This window comes from Borrelia crocidurae (assembly GCF_000825665.2).
Lineage (GTDB): Bacteria > Spirochaetota > Spirochaetia > Borreliales > Borreliaceae > Borrelia > Borrelia duttonii.
Map to the genome: position 1 here is coordinate 697292 of NZ_LN609267.1, position 20096 is coordinate 717387.

Annotated in this window: 20 protein-coding genes and 2 pseudogenes; 14 read left to right on the plus strand and 8 right to left on the minus strand. The window is 26.5% G+C overall.

Going from position 1 to position 20096, the window contains the following annotated elements; all coding sequences use genetic code 11:
* The first annotated feature begins 2 nt into the window (after positions 1–2).
* On the plus strand, positions 3–1127 hold the full coding sequence (locus BN1173_RS03350; RefSeq protein WP_040236606.1) for a hypothetical protein: 1125 nt from the start codon (positions 3–5) through the stop codon (positions 1125–1127).
* 54 nt (positions 1128–1181) lie between these two features.
* Here BN1173_RS03350 and BN1173_RS03355 read toward each other — a convergent pair whose 3' ends face one another.
* Complete coding sequence (locus tag BN1173_RS03355; RefSeq protein WP_040236608.1) at positions 1182–2000, minus strand: DnaJ C-terminal domain-containing protein; 819 nt, start codon at positions 1998–2000, stop codon at positions 1182–1184.
* A gap of 129 nt (positions 2001–2129) precedes the next feature.
* Here BN1173_RS03355 and psgB point away from each other — a divergent pair, with 129 nt between their 5' ends.
* The gene (gene psgB / locus BN1173_RS03360; RefSeq protein ID WP_246040051.1) at positions 2130–3260 is read left to right on the plus strand and encodes a HemN-related non-iron pseudo-SAM protein PsgB; all 1131 of its coding nucleotides are present in this window, start codon (positions 2130–2132) and stop codon (positions 3258–3260) included.
* Here the strand turns inward: psgB and rpiA are convergent.
* Positions 3247–3933, minus strand: coding sequence for a ribose 5-phosphate isomerase A (gene rpiA, locus BN1173_RS03365; protein ID WP_040236612.1), 687 nt, complete (start codon positions 3931–3933; stop codon positions 3247–3249). The two genes, psgB and rpiA, sit on opposite strands and share 14 nt — an antisense overlap.
* A 222-nt stretch (positions 3934–4155) precedes the next feature.
* On the opposite strand from rpiA, the gene gpmA reads away from it, so the two are divergent.
* A complete protein-coding gene (gpmA, locus tag BN1173_RS03370) occupies positions 4156–4908 on the plus strand; it encodes a 2,3-diphosphoglycerate-dependent phosphoglycerate mutase (RefSeq protein ID WP_040236614.1) in 753 nt (250 codons plus the stop codon).
* 85 nt (positions 4909–4993) lie between these two features.
* On the opposite strand, the gene lysS is transcribed toward gpmA, so the two are convergent.
* Positions 4994–6559: a lysine--tRNA ligase gene (gene lysS / locus BN1173_RS03375; RefSeq protein WP_014696486.1), complete on the minus strand. Its 1566-nt coding sequence runs from the start codon at positions 6557–6559 to the stop codon at positions 4994–4996.
* 82 nt (positions 6560–6641) lie between these two features.
* Entirely contained in the window at positions 6642–7514 is an 873-nt protein-coding gene (gene era / locus BN1173_RS03380; RefSeq protein WP_014696487.1) for a GTPase Era, read from the minus strand.
* A 97-nt stretch (positions 7515–7611) separates the two neighbouring features.
* On the opposite strand from era, the gene BN1173_RS03385 reads away from it, so the two are divergent.
* From BN1173_RS03385 to BN1173_RS03395, 3 genes are read left to right on the plus strand one after another with little or no spacing between them, the layout of a single operon-like run.
* Positions 7612–7959: a zinc ribbon domain-containing protein gene (locus BN1173_RS03385; RefSeq protein ID WP_014696488.1), complete on the plus strand. Its 348-nt coding sequence runs from the start codon at positions 7612–7614 to the stop codon at positions 7957–7959.
* A 12-nt stretch (positions 7960–7971) separates the two neighbouring features.
* The gene (locus BN1173_RS03390) at positions 7972–8379 is read left to right on the plus strand and encodes a hypothetical protein (protein ID WP_014696489.1); all 408 of its coding nucleotides are present in this window, start codon (positions 7972–7974) and stop codon (positions 8377–8379) included.
* The gene (locus BN1173_RS03395; protein WP_014696490.1) at positions 8376–8810 is read left to right on the plus strand and encodes a DUF192 domain-containing protein; all 435 of its coding nucleotides are present in this window, start codon (positions 8376–8378) and stop codon (positions 8808–8810) included. Before BN1173_RS03390 ends, BN1173_RS03395 begins: the two co-directional genes overlap by 4 nt.
* Position 8811: 1 nt before the next feature.
* On the opposite strand, the gene BN1173_RS03400 is transcribed toward BN1173_RS03395, so the two are convergent.
* Positions 8812–9456 (minus strand): hypothetical protein, encoded by a 645-nt coding sequence (locus tag BN1173_RS03400; protein ID WP_014696491.1) that lies wholly within the window; start codon positions 9454–9456, stop codon positions 8812–8814.
* A gap of 60 nt (positions 9457–9516) precedes the next feature.
* On the opposite strand from BN1173_RS03400, the gene BN1173_RS03405 reads away from it, so the two are divergent.
* The 8 genes from BN1173_RS03405 (at position 9517) to BN1173_RS03440 (ending at position 18174) form a co-directional block, all read left to right on the plus strand.
* Positions 9517–10476: a glycosyltransferase family protein gene (locus BN1173_RS03405; RefSeq protein ID WP_040236619.1), complete on the plus strand. Its 960-nt coding sequence runs from the start codon at positions 9517–9519 to the stop codon at positions 10474–10476.
* Positions 10469–11464, plus strand: a complete 996-nt coding sequence (locus BN1173_RS03410; protein WP_025400881.1) for an N-acetylmuramoyl-L-alanine amidase family protein — start codon at positions 10469–10471, stop codon at positions 11462–11464. The genes BN1173_RS03405 and BN1173_RS03410 overlap by 8 nt, the downstream gene beginning before the upstream one ends.
* Positions 11445–11993, plus strand: coding sequence for a flagellar filament outsheath protein (locus BN1173_RS03415; RefSeq protein WP_052456027.1), 549 nt, complete (start codon positions 11445–11447; stop codon positions 11991–11993). Before BN1173_RS03410 ends, BN1173_RS03415 begins: the two co-directional genes overlap by 20 nt.
* Before the next feature lie 88 nt (positions 11994–12081).
* A complete protein-coding gene (locus BN1173_RS03420; protein WP_040236632.1) occupies positions 12082–13086 on the plus strand; it encodes a flagellar filament outer layer protein FlaA in 1005 nt (334 codons plus the stop codon).
* A gap of 104 nt (positions 13087–13190) precedes the next feature.
* The gene (locus tag BN1173_RS03425; RefSeq protein WP_040236622.1) at positions 13191–15785 is read left to right on the plus strand and encodes a chemotaxis protein CheA; all 2595 of its coding nucleotides are present in this window, start codon (positions 13191–13193) and stop codon (positions 15783–15785) included.
* 8 nt (positions 15786–15793) lie between these two features.
* Positions 15794–17188, plus strand: coding sequence for a CheR family methyltransferase (locus BN1173_RS03430; protein ID WP_040236634.1), 1395 nt, complete (start codon positions 15794–15796; stop codon positions 17186–17188).
* A gap of 11 nt (positions 17189–17199) precedes the next feature.
* Entirely contained in the window at positions 17200–17685 is a 486-nt protein-coding gene (locus BN1173_RS03435; RefSeq protein WP_012538412.1) for a chemotaxis protein CheX, read from the plus strand.
* Positions 17686–17733: 48 nt separating this feature from the next.
* A complete protein-coding gene (locus BN1173_RS03440) occupies positions 17734–18174 on the plus strand; it encodes a response regulator (protein WP_012538413.1) in 441 nt (146 codons plus the stop codon).
* Positions 18175–18186: 12 nt separating this feature from the next.
* On the opposite strand, the gene BN1173_RS03445 is transcribed toward BN1173_RS03440, so the two are convergent.
* The 3 genes and pseudogenes from BN1173_RS03445 to BN1173_RS04655 all read right to left on the minus strand — a co-directional run.
* Positions 18187–18702, minus strand: a complete 516-nt coding sequence (locus BN1173_RS03445) for a hypothetical protein (RefSeq protein ID WP_040236625.1) — start codon at positions 18700–18702, stop codon at positions 18187–18189.
* Positions 18699–19750, minus strand: a pseudogene (locus tag BN1173_RS03450) (hypothetical protein). Before BN1173_RS03450 ends, BN1173_RS03445 begins: the two are co-directional and overlap by 4 nt.
* Positions 19744–20096, minus strand: a pseudogene (locus BN1173_RS04655) (hypothetical protein); the annotation flags it as partial. The pseudogenes BN1173_RS03450 and BN1173_RS04655, both read right to left, overlap by 7 nt.

The following is a 20096-nucleotide window of genomic DNA, read 5'->3' on the forward strand; positions in this document are numbered from 1 at the left end:
ATATGAAGTTTTTTGATTTTGGTTCATTAGGATTTTATAGGTTTTTTGATTTTCAAAAGCATCTCAATTTTAGTATTTTTAGATATAGTTTAATAAATTACTATTCTTACAAAGAACAATCAACCCTTATTAATGATGCTAATTTGTTTAAAAATAAAATTGTTTTTTTAGATAAAATTCGTAAAGATATCATGAATATTACCTACATTTCTTCAAAAGAAAATGATAATTTAAGTGTTAATAAGACAATATTTTGTGATACTTTGAATAACATTAAAAGTTTAATCAAAAAATATTATCCAGAATCAGAGTTTTTAGATTTTGAATGTGATGTCCTTTTGGATGATGAGGATACTTTTGATAAATTTTTAGATAGGCTTAGATATTTAAATTTTAAAGTGGATCTTAAAAAGAAGATTGAGGAATTTGATAGACGTAATAAAACACCATATTCTTGTATTAAGATTGCAACTTATTTTATTAAAGAAGAATTTTTAGAGAGACTTGAGCATTCAATTGATTTTTTTGTTAATGAAGCTAATAATAGTAGTTTAGATTTAATTAATAAAAAAATTGATGAGTATTGTGAAAAGGTGGAGCAGATCAAAGTAAGTGAATATATTAAAGATACGCATAAAAAATTTGTTATGGAGTATGCAAAAGAGAGAATATCAAAAATTATGAAAGAGCATAGTCTTGATATATCTAAATTGCTTGTTAAAATTTCTTTGTTGGATATTGTTATTCATTGTTTTGAAAGCTATTATTTAAATTTATTAGAGGTTCTTAATATTCTCTTGTCGATAAGTAATATCATTGAGATTGGCTTGGATGAATTACCCGATGCCATTTTTAATGAATGGAATGAGCTTATTTATTTACGTAGAAAGGAGTTTCAGAAACTTGTTTTAATATCAGATTATGTTTTTCAAAAAAGAATAATATCTACTATAAATTCTGGAGCTTGGAAATTTACTTTCTTTAGCCTTTCACCTCGTCAAGGTGATGTTATTCAATTTACAGTTGATATTAATAAAAGTCTTAGTAGTCTTGAAGAAGGCATTAAGGAATATGAACTTAAAATAGATAAACTTAATAGCCTAAAGCTTGATTGGGAGAAAAGTTAGAAAAATTTTGAACAATTATTTGTTTAAAATTTTTTATTACTAAATTTCTTTTAACTAATCATATATTATTTTAACTTCATCATTAATAATTGGTGGTACATCTACTATTAATTTAACCTTTAAATCTCCTTTAATGGCATTTCCAAGAGCAGGCATTCCAAGACCTTTTAAGTTAAGTATTTCTCCATTTTTTGTGTTTTTTGGAATTTTGATTTTTATTTTCTTACCCTCAATTGTTTCAAAGATTTTTTCACTCCCTAAAGCTATTTCCCATGGATATACGTTAATTTGTGTTTCTAAATTTCGATCCTTTAGTGTAAAGTTTTTATAACTTGATATTTCAAATTTAATAATTAAGTTACTTCTTTTTCCAGAAATTGGATTGGTATTTCCTTTGCCATTGAATTTTAATTTGGTGGTATCAATTGTGCCTTTTGGTATATTAATTTCGATTTTTTCGTTATTTATCAATATAAATTTTTTGCCTCCCATATAAGCATCATATAAAGAAATTTTAATAGTTACCTCTTTATCTTGAATTGTTCCTTTTGTAAATTCTCCAAAAATATCAGAAAATAAATCAAAATTGTCAAAATGCTGAAACCCAGAATTCTTAAATCCTTTAGTAAATGAGTCTGTATTAAAGTTATTGTTAAAATCTGCATTTCCAAAATTGTCATAATTAGATTTTTTTTGAGGAGATGATAGAACTTCGTAAGCTTCATTTATTTCTTTAAATTTTTCTTCTGCAAATTTGTTTTCTTTATTTTTATCAGGGTGATATTTAATTGCTAATTTTTTGTAGGCTTTTTTTATTTCTTCTGTTGTAGCATTTTTATTTACTCCAAGTATGTTGTAGTAATCTTTAGACATTTAAACCTCTTGTTTTTATTTCCTATTTTATATTGCAGTTAGTTAAATTCATTATACTTAATGCTATGATTATATATATTATAATTAAACTTAAATTTTTTAAAGGTTATTTATATAGTATTGAATTTTTTGTCTTTGAAAGAGCTAAGTATTTATATTGATTTTAGCAAGTGTTTTAGTCATATTTTTTATGAAAAAGTATTTCGTGAGTTGTCTTATTATTTAGAAGTTTTGGGATTTCCAAAAGTTAAGACTCTTTATATTAAATATAATGATTTAAGATTGGTTGATGTTTTTGAATTAGAATCTTTTTTAACATCTTTGTCTGCAAAATTTAATTTTTTTGATTTGGATGAATTTACTTTTGAATTGCATCCTGGAAATATTACAACGTCTGTTTTAACAGTTCTAGATAATTTTTTTGTCAGTAGAATTAGTCTTGATATAAAAAGTTTTTCTTCAAAATTTTTAGAGAAGATAGGTATTTTTGGGGTATCTATTGATAAAGTTAATGCTGCTATTGAAAATATTCATCAATTTCATTTTGATTTGAATATTGATTTTGATATTAATATTTTGTATCACAACAAAACAAATCTTAAAAGTGATTTAGTAAAAATAATATCATATGCTCCCGAACATATTTCTCTTTCAGAAGTTTTGATTGATAAGAATAATTGTATTGTTGATTCTAGTAGTGATGCTTATAGTGATTATAATGATATTAAGGGTGAAGATTTATGGTTCTATGCTTTTGATTTTTTGGAGTCTCATGGTTATTTAAATTATGAAATTTCAAATTTTGCCTTAAGAGGGTATGAGTGTAAACATAATGTGCGATATTGGGAACTCAGTCCATATTTAGGTCTTGGCTTGCAATCTGTTAGTTTGCTTTTTGTTTCTGAGAATAATGGTCTTAGGGCTGTGATTAGGAAGGATGATAATTTTTTGTATAGTGTAGAGTCTTCTGCCACTTTTGAAAATTTCAGTGATTTAGATTTTTTTATTTATCATTTCATTACAAATCTTGGTACCAAGCGAGGTCTTGATATATCTATTTTGAGACGTAGATTTATATATCACCAGAACGATTTTTATAAATTTATTGATTACCTTTTAAGTTTAAATAAATCAGTTGTTTTGAGTAATGATATTCTTTATTTGGAGCAATGTGAGAGGTTTAAATTGAATTTTTATTTGCGATTGATAGAAGAATATTTAATTGTTAATTCTTTTAAAGTAAGCTTTAAGTTTCTTTAATTTGTCCATTTTGATAGTATATGATTTTAGTATTTTGATGATTAAAAATACCAATTTCAAGTATTCCAGGGAATAATTTAAAATATTTTTCAGTTCCTTTAGGATTTTCAATATTCATTTTTATGTCTAAGATATAATTATTATTGTCAGTAATTAGTGGTCCTGCTTTAGATTTACATGTTCTTAAAACAGGATTAAAGTTCATTTTTTCTAGTTTGGCTTTAATAAATGCAAGGGCATTTGGGGCAATTTCTATTGGTATTGGTGTTTTTTCTCCTAAATTTGTTACTATTTTAGTTTCATCTGCAATGATCAATAACTGATTAGAGTTATATGCGACTACTTTTTCCATTAAGTGAGCTGCTCCACCACCTTTAATTAATGCTTTTTTATCTAATAGAACCTCGTCAGCTCCGTCGATTGTGATATCTATATTTTTGTTAATTTTTGTGAATTTTGATTCGTAAGCAATATTTTCTTTTGCAAGTAAGCATTGTGTGTCACTGCTTGTTGGATAAAATGTAAGATTTTTTAAAGCACCAGATTTTATTTTGTAACTTAAGTGTTTAATTGCATAAAAAACAGTTGTTCCTGTTCCAATTCCTATGAACATGTTGCTTGTTACATAATTATCAATTGCATATTTTGAGATTAATTCTTTTTGTTTTTCCATTTTTAATAATCCTTTTAGTTACTAAATGTTTATTAGAATACGAACTTTAAGGTAAATTATATCATTAATAATTCAGTAAATAACAATGTTTTATTTTGAGTAAAATAGTTTTATAATTTGTTGTCTTTAAGAAATGTTTGAGTATTAACATTAATTAGATTTTGTGTTAATTTAATTGATAAAATGTTATTAAGGTAATCTAAATATTTCTTAGGAGATTTTATGTATAAATTAGTTTTAGTGAGGCATGGTGAGAGTGAATGGAATAAGGAAAATCTTTTTACAGGATGGACTGATGTTAAACTTTCTGAGAAGGGTGTTTCTGAAGCTTGTGAGGGTGGTAGAATATTGAAAAAGGAAGGTTATTCTTTTGATATTGCTTTTAGCTCAATGTTAGTAAGAGCTAATGATACTTTAAATATTATTTTGTGTGAATTGGGTCAATCGTATATTGATGTAGAAAAATCTTGGCGACTTAATGAGAGACATTATGGGGCATTGCAAGGATTAAATAAGGCTGAAACGGCTGAAAAGTATGGCGAAGATAAAGTTCTCATTTGGAGACGTAGTTATAATGTTCCTCCTATGCCTTTGGATGAGTCTGATAAGCGTCATCCTATTCATGATTCAAGATATAAAAATATTCCTAAAAGTGAACTTCCTTCAACCGAGTGTTTAAAAGATACTGTTTCAAGAGTTATACCATATTGGACAGATAAAATTGCTAAGGCTATTCTTGAAGGAAAAAGAGTTATTGTTGCTGCTCATGGTAATTCTTTAAGAGCCCTTGTTAAATATCTTGATAATATGAGTGAAGAAGATATTTTAAAGCTAAATATTCCAACGGGTATTCCTTTAGTTTATGAGCTTGATAAGGATTTAAAACCCGTTAAACATTACTATTTGGGCGATGAAGATAAAATTAAGGCAGCTATGGAATCTGTTGCTAATCAAGGTAAAAAAATAGATAGATAAAAAACAGAGCAAACGTTAACAAGAAGAGATTATTAATAAATATGATCTCTTCTTAATATATATTTCAAATATTTTTGTGTTAAAATTAAATGTAATGTTTTACAATTTCTTCAAATTTTTCAATACCAATTGTTTTAATAAATCCTGCTAATTTTGGTCCTTTGTCTTTAGTAATTAATATGTTGTAGAGTTGCTTAAAGAATAATGGTGGTTCAATATTGTTTTTTCTTGCAATATTATAAATTTCATCTTGAATTTCTTTTTCAGTAATATTATTAAAATTTTCTTTTAAGAAGTTTAGTAATTGTATTACTGCTTGTTTATTGTTATCTTGAAGTACTTCAATGTTATCAAATGTTGATCTGAGTGAAAATTTAAAATCTTCAGGTGCGAATTTTTTAATCCAGTTGATGGCACATTCAATTTTATTTATTAGTTTTGTTTTTTGATGTTCTTTTATATTATTTAAAAGTGTAAAGATTTTATCTTTGTCTCCTTCAAAAATTTGACATATTACACTTAAATGTCTAAATCCAATTTGATAAGGAATTTCTTTGTCTGGTGCTTTTGGTTGTGAGAGTTCATAAATTCTTTTGAAAGTTTCTTTTTTCTTTTCTTGAATTTCATCAATTCCATAATATACCCTTTCAAATTTATCGTAATCTTCATAAATTTTTATTACATCAAGGTCAAATGATATTGAAAACTCTGTATTGGGTTTTGTTGACGCAAATAAAAATCTTGTAACTTCAGGTGTATATATTTCAAGAACATCTTTTAATGAAACAACGTCTCCAGATGATGAAGATATTTTTCCACCATGTCCTTTAATGGATATAAAATCGTATTGAAATGTTATGGGAGGAGTTCCTCCAAAAATTTTTACGATTTCTTTTGCTGTGTCAAAACTTCCTCCACTGCTGTGGTGATCTTTGCCAGCAGGTTCAAAATCAACATTTTCATATTTCCATCGCATTGGCCAATCTATTCTCCATGGAAGTTTGCAAGCCCATGTTTTTCTTAAGTCTAGCGATTCTTTATTTCCACATTCGCAATAGTATTCAATAGAATAGCAATGATTATAATTTTTTATTGTTGTAGTATCTCTATTACATTTGGTACAAAAAATGCTAATAGGATACCAGTCATCTGCAAGTTGTGTGGTTCTGTATTTGTTGAGTATTGTTGCTATTTCATCTTTATGATCTAGTGCAAATTTTATTTGATTTGCATAATCACTTGACATATATTTTAAGCTTTGATCTATAAATTCTGGCTCAATGCCTACAGTAGGCAAATGTTGTTCAAATTCTATTTCATTTGCTCTTGCATAACTTGACTTATTAGTTTTTGTGTCAGGAACTCTTGTTATTGCTTGTCTTAAATAGGTTGTTAATAATTCTTGATCAGGCATGTTCTTAGGTACTTTTCTAAATACATCATAGTTATCCCATGAATAAATAAATCTTACTTGTTTTCCCTGATCTTGAAGTGCTCTTGCTACTAGGTCAACAGAAATTACTTCTCTAAAATTTCCAATGTGAACGGTTCCTGATGGAGTAATTCCTGATGAAACTGTGTATTGTTCTTTTTTACCTTTTTCTGTTATTATTTTTTTTGCATAAAAATCTGCCCAGTGTGCTGTTTTCATAATATTTCCTCTGTTAAAACTTAATTTTATCATCCTATTTTTGTTATTTCAATATGAAGAAGTGTTGAAAAATGTTATCATATTAATTTATCAAATTTTTAATTAATTTAGCGTTTTTATTCCAATTTTTTCTTAATTTTACTTGTAAAAATAAATTGCATTTTTTTTCAAGTATTTTTGATATTATTTTTCTAGATTCTTCACCAATTGATTTAATTCCTTTTCCTCCTTTGCCAACTATTATTCCCTTTTGACTCTCTCCAGCTACAATAATATTTGCTTTAATAAAAAATTTGTTTTCTCTATCTTCTAAGATCTCGATTTCTGTGTATATAGAGTATGGTAATTCTTCTTTAAGTTTTTTAATAGTTACTCCTCTAATTATTTCACTAATTTGTAAATTTATTTTTTGATCTGTATAATATTCTTTTGGATAATAAAGAGGTCCTTCATTAAGATTTTCATAAATTTTATCTTTCATTGTCTCAATATTTATTTGCTTTTCAGCAGAGATTTTTATAATTTTGTTTTTTTGTATTTTTTTTTCTTCTAAAAATGTCATTATTTCTTTTTCTTTTGTTTTGTGAATATCAATTTTGTTTATGACCACTATAAAATTAATTTTTGATCTTTGTATGATTGTTAATATTTCATTTTCTTCAGTTCCAGGTTGATCTTGAATGTCTATGACATAGATAATTAATTCTGTTTCTATAATTGCAGAGTATACGTTATTCATTAATGCTATATTGAAATTTTTTTTGCTTAGATGGAATCCTGGTGTGTCTATAAAAATGATTTGTCCTCTTTTGTCTGTAAATATTCCTTTTATTTTATTTCTAGTTGTTTGTGGTGTAGAGGAAGTGATTGATATTTGATGTCCACATATTGAATTTAAAAGTGTAGATTTCCCTGTTGAAGGTCTACCTATGATTGATACAAATCCTGATTTCATTTTAATTTCCTACTACATTCTATTAATATTATTAATATAGTGTAAACGTGTAAATAATGTATACTATCTTTAAATATTGTGTTACAAGGATTAAGGTTTGAGAAAAGTCAATTTTGAGGTTTTTTGTGAGAAATGTGGAGAGAGAGTTGAACTTGATAAGGCAATATGTTTGAATTGTCATTCTAAGTTAGGCGATCTTGAATGTCCAAGTTGTGGATATGTAGGTATTATTTCTGCATTTGAGAATGGTTGTCCAAAATGTAATTATAGTCCTTTTGAAAAACAGTTAAAAAAACGTTCTATTAATAGAGGATTTAAAAGGCTTTGGAATGGTGATAGCTTTTTAAGAAGAAAATTTTATTTTGGATTTTATGTGAATGTTATGCTTTATTTGTTTGCTAATTTTTTGATAATTTTGCTTTTTGTTTATATTCTTTTTTTCTAAGGATGAATTTATATGGGAATTACGGTTTTTTATTTATTTTCTATTTTCTTATCTTTTAACTTAGGAGATAATGTTAATACTGTTGAAGATAATATGAAACGCAATTCTATTTTTTATTATGATATTGAAGAAGTTGAAATAGCTTCTGTTAATACACAAATTTTAAATTTTAGAGGTAAAATTTGTGTAAAAAATGCTTACTTTAGTTTTGATAAGTATAAACTTTATTCATATACTTTTGTTTTTGATAAAAAATTGGTTTCTCAATATTCTATTGTTTTGAGTGTTAAAGAAAAATTTGGTGATGCTTCTGTTGTAACTCCTTTTAATTATGTTTGGGATATTGGTGATTCAATTATTGTGTTGAATGATAATATTTTAAGAATGACATTAAAGTCTTACATTAATGGAGAAAATTGAACCTGAAAATTTTATTTGCATTAATTTTTTTTGTCTCTTGTGTTAGGCATGTATATGATAAAGAAATCATTATTAATGATACTAAGTTTTTTGTTATGCTTGCAATTGATAAGGTTACTAGAGCTAAAGGTTATATGGGAACTAGACATATAGATATAAATAATGGCATGCTTTTTATTTTTGATAAAGAAAAAAATTTATCTTTTTGGATGCGGGATACTGCTATACCACTTGAAATTGCTTATATTAATGCTGCAGGTATTATTAAAGAGATTTATAGTTTAATTCCTTTCTCAGAAGTGAGTGTCAATTCTAAATATAAGGTTAAATATGCTCTTGAGGTTCCAGGGGGTACTTTTTCTAAATTTAAAATTAAAGTGGGTGATAAGGTTAAGTTTAATTTTGATGTTAATTCTTTAAATATAGAGTAAATTATTTAGCTTTTATTTTTTGAAGTTCTTCTTCTTCGTGATCGTTGATTTTATCTTCATTTTGTAATGTGTCATTAGGAATTTTATTGAAGGTTTCATTGGATTTATCTTTAATGTTGATGTCTGTTTTATCGTCTCTTATTACTTTTTTAAAGATAGATATTGTTGCTGCTATTTCTTCAAAGGCATCAAGTAAGAATATTTCTTTTGCATTTTCTTCAGCTTTAACGATGTATACCAAAGAATTATTGCCTCTTTCTGGATCATGGATTATTTCCCATGATCCTAAGACACGATTGTTGTAACTATCGTTCATTAAAGATTCTGATATTTCTTGAATTTTATCTGAATTAACGTCAAATGTTTCTACTATGCCAAATATTTCTCTTATTTTTGAATTTTGATATGAATTTAGTTTTGACCTGACTATTATTTCTATGTTTGCATTGTTAATGGTTTTTGATATGATGAAATCATTTTCTTTATCTATTCTATATTCTAATTTATTGTTATCAAGTATTTTTTTAATTCTTTTGTCGTAAGTTACGTTTTTATCTTTACAACTTATGAATGTTATTAGTGTTAAAACAGCAATAACTATGCTATATTTTAATTGTTCAATGTTTAGAATACTTGTTTTTAACATGTTATTGCTTACCATGTAATTTATTATAGTTTAATTATAAGGATTTTTGAAGTAAGTTATATGTATTTTAGGAGTAATGATTATTCTTATACAGTTATTCAGTCTAAAAATAGTTATGTACAAAAGTCAACTTTTGGAATATCTTTTGTCATTTTAAATAGAGGCACAAAAATTTTTAGGGAGGATTTATTTGAATTTCTTTCTAATTTTGACTTTATCAGAGAAATTATTTCTATTGAAAAACAAAGTAATAGGACTTCTCTTCAGTTTATTTCAGAAAATTATGATAAATTGAAATTTATTTTACTTTCTGGGGATTTAAATTCTGGAGAGAAAGTTAATTTAGCGATGAAAGAGTCCATTTGTAGTTTTGTTTTTGTATTGCAAAGTGATATGTACTTGTTAAATCCTTTTTGGATTCCTAATATATTTGATGAAATTGTTAAAAAGAATGTACTTCTTGTTGGTGGTGAATTCTTTGATAAAGATGAAGAGGTTGTTCCATCGATTTTTCTGCCTACTATTGATAAATATCAAAGATTAAAAGTAATTTTAATAAATTCTGAACGTGATTATGAGAAGACTTTAATTACTATGGATTATTGTGGTCTTTATTCTAAGGAGAAGTTTATTCAGTTAGGAGGTTTTGATAAGAGGATCAAAAACGAGTATTTTCAAAGATTAGATTTTGGACTTAGAGCTATTTATTTTGGAGAGAGTATTCATATTTATAGGAAATTACGTATACAATATACAGCTTTAAATGTTCCAGAAGATTTAACAAAAAATAAAAGTTTTTTGATTTTTTTACTTAAAAATTATGTTCCTATTTTTATTGGAAATGGAGTAAAATTTTCATTTTTACGATTTATAAGACTATGCTTAAGATATGGTGTTAATCCTTTTAGGTTTGGCAGAGAATTTAAAGAAATTAAATGTGAAACCATCAAAAATAGCTTAAGGTTTAAAGGTGATTTAAAGAGTGCAATTGAACTTTGGGAAAATAATATTATTGATTAATTTAGTATTTGTGTTTTTATTTGTGCATGCAGATGAATTTGAGTATGTCAATATTCTTGATTCATTTGATAGCAACTTTTTTAAGTTCAATTTTAATATTGAGAGAGATATTCTTACAATTGAGCATGAAAAGGGACATCTTAAGCTTAAAGTGGGTTTTGAATATGGTTTATCATCTATTGGTTATTATATTTATGTAGATCCTATCCTTTTAAGAGATGGGGAAATTTTAATCACTAAGAAAGCTTTGATGCAGATTGAAAATTATTTTCGATCTTTGCAAAGTTATAGTAAACCACGAATAACATCAATTGTTATTGATCCTGGTCATGGTGGTCATGATAGGGGAGCTGTTGTAACACATAAGTTAAGAGAACATAATATTACTTTTTTTGAAAAAGATTTTACTTTGACTTATTCTATACATTTATATAAAATCCTTAGTAATTATTTTTTAGATAGAAATATTTTATTAACACGTGTGGATGATATTTTTGTGTCATTACAAGATAGATCCGAATTTGCAAATGCAATTAAACCAGATTTTCCCAATAATGTTATATTTTTGTCGATACATGCAAATAATGCTTCAAATCCGGATGCTAGAGGAGTTGAATTTTGGTATCTTCCTCAAAATTCAAAAAGAGAGGTTATAAGGAATTTGAAAGGATATGATATTAGAGGTAATAGATACTTAAGGGAGCTTAATGATATACTAGATATTAAGTATAAATATGAATCAAAAAAATTAGCGGAAATTTTATATGAAACTTTTAGTGATGTTTTATGTGAGACTAAAATTAGAACAATTAGGGAAGAGCAGTGGTTTGTGATTAAAAATAGTAGTATGCCCGCTGTATTAATTGAAATTGGGTTTTTATCGAATATTGATGATGCGATTTTGATTTTGGATTACAATTATATGAGCAAAATCAATATTTTAGTACTTGAGTCCTTAATTAAGTTTATTGAATTTTATGAGAAATAGTGGTTTTAACATGTTGATGAAAAATATTTGTGTTTGTTACGATTTTCTTAGGCGTCATTGTTCGAAATATTTTCTTGAGATATTGATTGTATTTTTATTATTAATTTTTTTATTTTCTTCATATTTGATATTTTGTAATTATGATAATCTTTTCTTTAGAAAAGTATTTTATTTCCATTCTGAGCATGAATTAATTTCTGATTTACGTTATTTAAAAAAAAGAAAAACTCTTAAAGAAAATTTGGATTTGTTAGTTAAAGATTTTTTATTGGGTAATAGTAAAGGTTTTTATTTGCAATTTGGAACTACTAATGTAAAGCTTTTATATTCTTTTATGAGTAATGATGTATATTTTATAAATCTTTCCAAAGAGTTTTATGATTCTTTTGGAAATGGTGCTTATAAGGATTCTGAGGAATTGAGGGTAAGTTTATTTGTTAAATCTTTAAAAGAAACAATTAATTTTAACTATCCTAGAGATGTTAAAGAAATTTTTATTTTCATTGAGGGGTATATTTTAAATGTTTAAGATGTTTTTGAGTATTATTGGATGTATTATGAAATTGACAAATAAAAAATTAAATTATTTTGTATGAGGAGTTGATTTGATGGATAAAATGAAGAAAAGTGTTTTTATTTTATTTTTTATTATTTTCTTAATTCCTGTTTTTGGTCAAGAGACATCTCGAACATCATCAGGTGATGGTTCTTCTGATGGTGAACCTGGTGAATTGGTTCTTGATTTTGCAGAACTTGCAAAAGATCCAAGTTCTACTGAGCTTGATCTTACAGATTATATTGATCGTGTATATTCTGGAGCTTCAAGCATTATGAAGCCAGAAGATATGGTATTAAATCTTGGAATAAATAATTGGAGTATCCTTTTAACACCTTCAGCTAGAATGCAGGCATATGTAAAGAATTCTATTGTTGTTCCGGCTGTTGTTAAGAGTGATTCTAGAAGATATGCAGGAGAGACAATTTTGGGAATTAGAGTATTATTTCCAAGTTATATTCAGTCTTCTGCAATGGTATTGCCTCCATTTAAAATTCCTTTTTATGCTGGAGAAAATGGTAATCAATTTGTAGGTAGAGGTCTTATTGATAATGTTAGAATTATGAAAGAGGTAAAGGTTACAGTTTACAGTTTGGGACATGATGTTGATCTTGAAGTTTTATTTGAAGATATGAGTGGTATGGAATATGTTTATCCTTTAGGTTCTTTAAAATTTAAGGGTTGGGCAGATTTAGTGTGGTCAAATCCTACTTATCTTCCAGGGATAAGTTCTAGAACAGCTGATAATAGTGTTCCCAATTATCCTCTTCCTTCAAGCAAAATGAGGTTTAAAGCATTTAGAGTTTCAAAATTTCATAGTTCAAGGGAACAAAATCTAATTTTTTATATCAAGGATTTAAGGGTTATTTATGATAAATTAAGTATTTCCTTGGATTCTGATGTTGATAATGAATCTATATTTAAAATTTATGAAACACGTGGAGTTGAGTCACTTCGAAAATTGAAATCCCAGGAAGCTCTGAAGAAAGTTTTAAAGGTGAGAGAGAGTATATCAATGCCAGATGAATCTTTTCAAGATTTATTTGAAAAAGGTAAAAAAAAGTAGTAATGATAAATCTGGGGTACGTACTGAGAAATGATAAAATTATTATGATAGCAGGGTCAATTTTTAATTTGTTCCTGTTATCATTAAAATAGGAAAATGGGTGAATGATAGATGCAGATAATAAAGAGCTTTTAGAAATTTTTTTTGAAGAGGCTCAAAATCTTGTAGATACTCTTGAAGAGAATATTATTTCATTAGAAGATGACCCTCATAATATGGAAACTATTGATGAAATATTCAGGGCAGCACATACTATTAAGGGTAGTTCAGCTTCTGTTGATATGATGGAACTTTCAAGTTTTACTCATGTTGTTGAGGATGTGTTTGATGCTATTAGAGATAATAGGTTAAAAATATGTAATGATCTTATTGATTTACTTTTAAATGCGCTTGATGTAATAAAAAGTATGCTTGATGCACGTCTTAATGGAGATGTTTATTTGCAGGATGTAAGTGGACTTAAAAGTAAATTAAGAGGCTTTTTGGAATATGATTATCAGACAACTTCTGTTGAGGTTTTAGAAAATAAAGATAATGATGAATTTTTACTCTCTTCTTCTGATATTAATGATATGCGGGAAGCTGTAGGGCTTGGTCAAAAACTTTTAAAAGTTAGTATTGATTTTGATAAAGATAATCCTATGGCTACGATTGCTGGAATACAGATGTTTCAATCTTTAAAAGATTTAGCCCCAATTCTTCATACGGTTCCAAATTATGATCAATTGATTTCGGATCAATTTTTAAAAAGAGTGGATTATTATTTGATATATTTAGATATTCATAAGATTGAAGAAAAGATAAATTTATCTGATGTTGCGTCAGATTATTCAATTAATGAATTTGATATTGATAATGAATTGGCAAAAGCAAATTTAAGAGAGCAAAATTCAGTTATTAATAATACACTCTCTAAAGATAATACAGTATCTAATAAGGGTGGTTTTCAACTCTCTAATGATGAGATTATTGATTTAAGAAATCATATTGGAGATTCTAAGTTGTTTGAAGTGAAATTATATTTTAATAAGAATAATCCTATGTCAACTATTTCTGGCTTTCAAATGTTACAGGCTTTGAAAAGTTTGGGGGAAATTTATAAATCTATTCCTGATAGTGAGGATTTACTGTCAGATAAATTTTTTGATTTGATTGTTTATTATTTAATATCAAAAACTTCAATAGAGAGTATTTCTAAAAAGGTAGATTTATCAGATGTTGTTGTTAGTTTTGATATTAGCGAAGTTGATTTGAAAAATATTAAAGGTATGGATGTAAGTACTGAAGTTGATGCTTATGCTCCTGTTAAAGAATCTAAAAAATCAGCTTTAAATGTTAATTTAATTAGAATTGATAGCAAAAGAATAGATTCTATATTAAATCTTGTAAGTGAAGCTGTCATTAGTAAATCGTCCTATAATCAAATAAATTCTGATATTACATCTTTTATTTATGGTTTTAATTATTTTTATGATTATCAAGAAAATTTTCGTAATAGTTTTTTGTCAGATTTAAAGATGATTTTTAAAGATGTCGGTTTAGATTTGGACAATTCTATTGAGACACGGATAGTAGAGTTATTGGAACATAAACTTGATAGAAGTTTGCAAGATATGATGAATCTAAAAGATTTATTATTTAAGATTCATCAAGATTCTAGATTTGCATCTAATAGACTCTCTAGGATAATTACTGATTTACATGAGAGTGTTTTAAGAACACGGATGTTGCCGGTTGCTAGTATTTTTTCAAGGTTTACAAGAGTAATAAGAGATCTTTCAAAGAAATTAGGTAAAGTTGTAGAACTTAGTACTCAAGGGGAAGATACTGAAGTTGATAAATCTGTTATAGATGACCTTGTAGATCCTTTAATGCATTGTATTAGAAATTCTATGGATCATGGAATTGAAACTGTAGATGAAAGGATTAGTAAGGGAAAAGATAAAACCGGTCATATAATTTTGCGTGCCAAAAATGAAGGTAATGTTATATCAATTGAAATTGAGGATGATGGGAAAGGTATAGATCCAAATGTCATTAGGAAAAAATCAATTGAAAAAGGTTTAATAAATGAAAATACAGTTCTCTCTGAGAGTGAAATGCTTAATTTGATTTTTGAGCCTGGGTTTTCGACAGCTAGTCAAATTACAGATGTTTCTGGTAGGGGGGTAGGGCTTGATGTTGTTAAAAATAATGTTAAAAAATTAAATGGAACTATCATTATAGATTCAAAAATTAATGTTGGTACTATTTTTAAAATTAAACTTCCTTTAACATTGGTGATTGTTCAAGGACTTCTTGTGAAATCAGGGAATGAGATTTATGTTATTCCTTTAAACAGTGTGCTTGAAACTCATAGAATTAATGAAGATAATATTAGGCTTCTTGAAAATGATCATGAGGTATATAATTTAAGAGAAGAAGTTATATCTGTGCTTAGGCTTGATGAGCTTTTTAATATAAAAAATGATCATCAAGATTTGTATGAAAAATTTTTGATAGTGATTAGCATTAATGATAAGAAAGCAGGTATAGTTGTTGATTCTATTCTTGGAGAGGAAGATTTTGTTGTAAAACCTATTAAAGATAAGTATGCTTCAAGTCCTGGAATAGTTGGAGCTACTACACTTGGTAATGGTAAGGTTGTTCTGATTATTGATGTATTTAGGCTGTTTGACCTAAGGGATATGAAGGGATAGTCTTTATGATGGAAATAAAAGAGATATATTTAGATGAACATAATATTGGTAGTCATCTTAAAGAAAAAGATTCTGTTAATTTAGATTTTAAAGTTGTATCTTTTAATATTGGGGATGATAGTTATTTGGTAGATATCATGCAAGTTAAGGAGATTAGAAAGTCTAATAATTTTACATATGTTCCTAATGCTAAAAAGTATGTGGTTGGGCTTGACAATTTAAGAGGGGAAATAATTTCTATTATTGATTTGAGGATAATGTTTAATTTGAAAGTCATTAAAAAAGACTTTGAAGATGTTATGGTGCTTAGAAATAATGATCTATTAATAGGAGTTATTGTTGATAAGGTTAATAATGTTTTCTCAATTGATTCTTCTTTGATTCAGGATCCTCATCCTATTTTATTTCAGGAAACATTGATACATTACATGAGGGGTGTAGTTGAATATGGTTCAAAATTGTATATTGTTCTTGATGTTGGTAAAATTTTCAATTATGATAATGATATAGAAGAAAAAGAAGTTTTATTGGAAGAGAGTAAAAATACAGGTGATAAGATAGGTACTTCTGAGCATGAAGAGCAGTCGATATCTTTTGATAATAATTCTTTGGAGTTATCAGAAGCATCTGCTAGTAATCATGTGTTATCTTCTAAGGATAATTTAGATGATTTAAGGGTGATTAAGGAAAATCTTTTTAAATATTCTTTTAATTCATCCTTGGTAAGTGACGATTTTTTAAAGAAGATAGGAGTTAAATTAGATATTGCAAATATTAATGATTTAGCTTATGATAACTTCTTAAGTGAATTTTATTCAAAGTCATCGAGTCAATTGTGGAATGAGCAGTACTTAAAGGAATTTCAGGAGGAAATTGTTCAACGGCATGTTAATAATATGAGTGATATTGGTACTATTTTAAATGTTTTTGAAATTGGATGTGGTGAAGGAAAAGAGACAATATCTTTCGTGAATGTTTTATATGAGTCTTATAAAAATCCTTTTAAAGTAACGGCTATTGATAATGATTTTAATAAAGTTATAGGTACTTCTAATCTGGTTTTCTTGGAATCTGAGATTAATTTGAGTGAAATTTATCGAAAAAATTCCTTTGAGCAAGCTTCAGGAGTTTATAAATTTAAGCCAGAGATTATGAATAGTATTTTATTTGAATATTCAGATGCCATTTTATCAGAATTTCCAGAAAATTTGGGAATTGTGTTTTTAAGAGATATTTTATGTTTCTTGAATGATGATGGTCAAATTTTAATTCTGAATGCAATTGCAGAAAAATCTGTTAGAGGTGCTCTTTTGATTTTGGGAGATAATGAAGAACTTAAGAATAATGATCTTTTTATAAAAGATAAGTCTGTAAAATATTTTAACCTATATAAAAGGATTTAAAGGAGAAATTAATGAGGATAGATTATATAGAGCCATTTTTAGATGCTGCTTCTTCAGTTTTAAGAGATATGTTGCTTGTCGATGATATTCAAATGGGCAGTCCTGGGCTTAAATCAATAAATCAAAAGATAAAGGGAGTTTCTGTTATTGTAGGGCTTGCAGGTTCTGTTGAAGGAAGTATTATTATTGACATGGATATTGATACTGCACTTTTTGTTGCATCTAAATTAAATTTTGAAGAGTATGTTGATTTTGATGATGAGGAGACCAAGGAAATGGTAGCAGCAACTCTTACAGAAGTTGGTAATATTATTGCTGGTAATTTTGTTACTACTCTACATTCTAAGGGTTTTGTGTTTGACATAACTCCTCCAGCTTTTATTTATGGAGAGAATATGAAGATAAGTAATAAAGGGTCTGAAGCATTAATAGTACCTTTTACTTTGCCAGATAATAAAATTATTGAAGTTAATATTGCAATAAGGGAGAGGGTTTGATATTATTATGAAGTTGAGAGTGCTTATTATTAGAAAAGAGGGTTTAATATGATCCAAAAAACTACAATTGCTATGGATGCTTCAAATAAACCAAGAGGTATTAATTATGATACAGGGGTTCCTTTTAATGTTTTAATTGTGGATGATTCGGTTTTTACTGTAAAGCAACTTACTCAAATTTTTACTTCTGAAGGATTTAACATTATTGACACTGCTGCTGATGGTGAAGAAGCTGTGGTTAAGTATAAAAATCATTATCCTAATGTTGATATTGTTACTCTTGATATTACTATGCCCAGAATGGATGGAATGACATGTCTTGATAATATTATTGAATTTGATAAAAATGCTAAAGTAATAATGATTTCTGCTTTGGGGAAAGAGCAGTTGGTTAAGGAATGTTTGATTAAGGGTGCAAAGACGTTTATTGTAAAACCTCTTGATAGAGCCAAGGTTCTTCAAAGAGTTATGTCTGTATTTGTCAAATGAAATTAATGTTGATTATTTATTATTGTTATTATAAAAAATCATTTCATTAGTTATTTCGTTTGGATTTTTTGTGAAGTATGATGGATTGAGGTTGAAAATTTCTAATTTGTCTTTATTATCACTTATGTATAGTTCTAGCTTGTAAAATCCTTTTGTGGTGTATATTAATGCTGAGCTTTTAAAAATTGAATCTATAGTTTTAATTTTAAATATTTTGTATTTTGTAAAATCTTTGTCAATGATTTCACTTTGAAGTAAGTATTTGTTAGTTTCTCTGTATGTTGTAGTGATTTTTGAGTCATCGATTTTATTTTTTAGAATACTTTTTATGAAATTTTCTGTTAATTCATATATTTGTATTTCATGTGTACTTTTTGGATGTTGAATATAATATTCTTCTTCTATTAATAAGTTAAAAGCAGAATATTTTTTCATGGATTCTGATGATCGTTTTTCTATTGAAGGTGTTATTAATCTTGAATGAATTGATGTGTTAATTATTAAAAATAGCAATATTTTTTTGATCATATGTTTTCCTTATTGTTACTATTTATTATTTTCTTTAGTTGTTCAATTTCTAGTGGAAGTTTGCTTTTTCTTTTTGTATTTAATTTATTTTTTAATAAAACATTGTTAAATGTTTTTGCCATTTCATATACTTTTTCTTCACTAAAATGAAATGGAATTTGAATTTTTCTATATTCAAATGGGTCTTGTAAAACTTTGTGCATTAATATAATGTGGGTTTATGAAAACTTGCTTTAAAAAATTTATAAAAATTTGTTAAAAATATTGCAAATGATATGAAAAGGGTAAATAAAAATATTCCTATTACAGAGTCATTTTTTCTTTGTAAATATTTGTCAATATAGAATTTTGTTTTGTCTATTTCAATAATTTTATATTCACTAGGACTATAATAAAAAAATATATCATCGGATTTAGAATATATAGTTTGTTCTTTGTCCTTAATTATAAGTATGAAAGGATATTTTTCTTTAATATAGTTTTTTTCAGTTGTGATAGAAATATTTTTTATTATATTGAACTCTTGTTTTTCGGGGATTGTATTTGCAAAACCTGAACTTGAGAATATGATAAAAAATATAAATGGAACCAGTGAACTTATTGAAAATGTTCTGGCAAATGCAATTAAAATTAAATTTTTTTCTTTTGGATTATAATAGATTTCAATCATTAAGTCGTTAAATCTAAGAAGTCTTAAGAATCTTAATTTAAAGAGTGAGAGTATTATTGGAGTTAAGATTATTTCTTGAGGATTTAATATATTTTGCATTTGATGGGAACTATAAAATATTAAAGGAACCAGACAATGTATTAAGTCGAAGAATAGATTATTTCTTATGTATATTTGTGATTTTTTTAAAAAAAATGCCTTTAAAATTTTGTATAAGAAAATAAGAATTAATATTATGTCAAATAAAAATCCAATGAATATTAAAGCAAATCGAATTTTATATGGCAAAAAAAGTATTATTGATAATTCTTCCATCAAAAATGTAAATATTGATGCTATTAAAATTGCTTTAAAAAAATTTGAAAATATTTTTACCATTTGTTTTTCCTAGCTATTTCTAAGAGTTCTTTAATAATTCTTGGATCGTAGTCTTTTGAATTTGATTGTTTTATTGAAAACCAACTCTCATCGTATCCAATAAATCCTTTTGTTCTGTTATTTTTGATATTTGGAATTTTAGTTCTATTTGAAAAGATTGATATTAATGTTGCAATTGGAGACATATTTCTTAAGTGTTCATATTTAAATAGACTTTGAGTTATTATCTTTACTGTGTTATTGTCTAAAAATTCTATTTCTTTGCTCACTAATTGTGATATATTTTCAATATTTTGAGGAACTAACTTTATTTCTTTTTCTAAATAAAATTTAATTATTAGAATCC

Coding starts and splice junctions, on each gene's coding strand:
- BN1173_RS03420 (WP_040236632.1), top strand. CDS start 12,082: ATGAAGAAAAGTGTTTTTATTTTATTTTTTATTATTTTCTTAATTCCT.
- BN1173_RS03400 (WP_014696491.1), bottom strand. CDS start 9,456: ATGTTAAAAACAAGTATTCTAAACATTGAACAATTAAAATATAGCATA.
- BN1173_RS03350 (WP_040236606.1), top strand. CDS start 3: ATGAAGTTTTTTGATTTTGGTTCATTAGGATTTTATAGGTTTTTTGAT.
- BN1173_RS03445 (WP_040236625.1), bottom strand. CDS start 18,702: ATGATCAAAAAAATATTGCTATTTTTAATAATTAACACATCAATTCAT.
- BN1173_RS03390 (WP_014696489.1), top strand. CDS start 7,972: ATGGGAATTACGGTTTTTTATTTATTTTCTATTTTCTTATCTTTTAAC.
- gpmA (WP_040236614.1), top strand. CDS start 4,156: ATGTATAAATTAGTTTTAGTGAGGCATGGTGAGAGTGAATGGAATAAG.
- rpiA (WP_040236612.1), bottom strand. CDS start 3,933: ATGGAAAAACAAAAAGAATTAATCTCAAAATATGCAATTGATAATTAT.
- BN1173_RS03430 (WP_040236634.1), top strand. CDS start 15,794: ATGGAAATAAAAGAGATATATTTAGATGAACATAATATTGGTAGTCAT.
- BN1173_RS03440 (WP_012538413.1), top strand. CDS start 17,734: ATGATCCAAAAAACTACAATTGCTATGGATGCTTCAAATAAACCAAGA.
- era (WP_014696487.1), bottom strand. CDS start 7,514: ATGAAATCAGGATTTGTATCAATCATAGGTAGACCTTCAACAGGGAAA.
- BN1173_RS03355 (WP_040236608.1), bottom strand. CDS start 2,000: ATGTCTAAAGATTACTACAACATACTTGGAGTAAATAAAAATGCTACA.
- BN1173_RS03425 (WP_040236622.1), top strand. CDS start 13,191: ATGATAGATGCAGATAATAAAGAGCTTTTAGAAATTTTTTTTGAAGAG.
- lysS (WP_014696486.1), bottom strand. CDS start 6,559: ATGAAAACAGCACACTGGGCAGATTTTTATGCAAAAAAAATAATAACA.
- BN1173_RS03405 (WP_040236619.1), top strand. CDS start 9,517: ATGTATTTTAGGAGTAATGATTATTCTTATACAGTTATTCAGTCTAAA.
- BN1173_RS03435 (WP_012538412.1), top strand. CDS start 17,200: ATGAGGATAGATTATATAGAGCCATTTTTAGATGCTGCTTCTTCAGTT.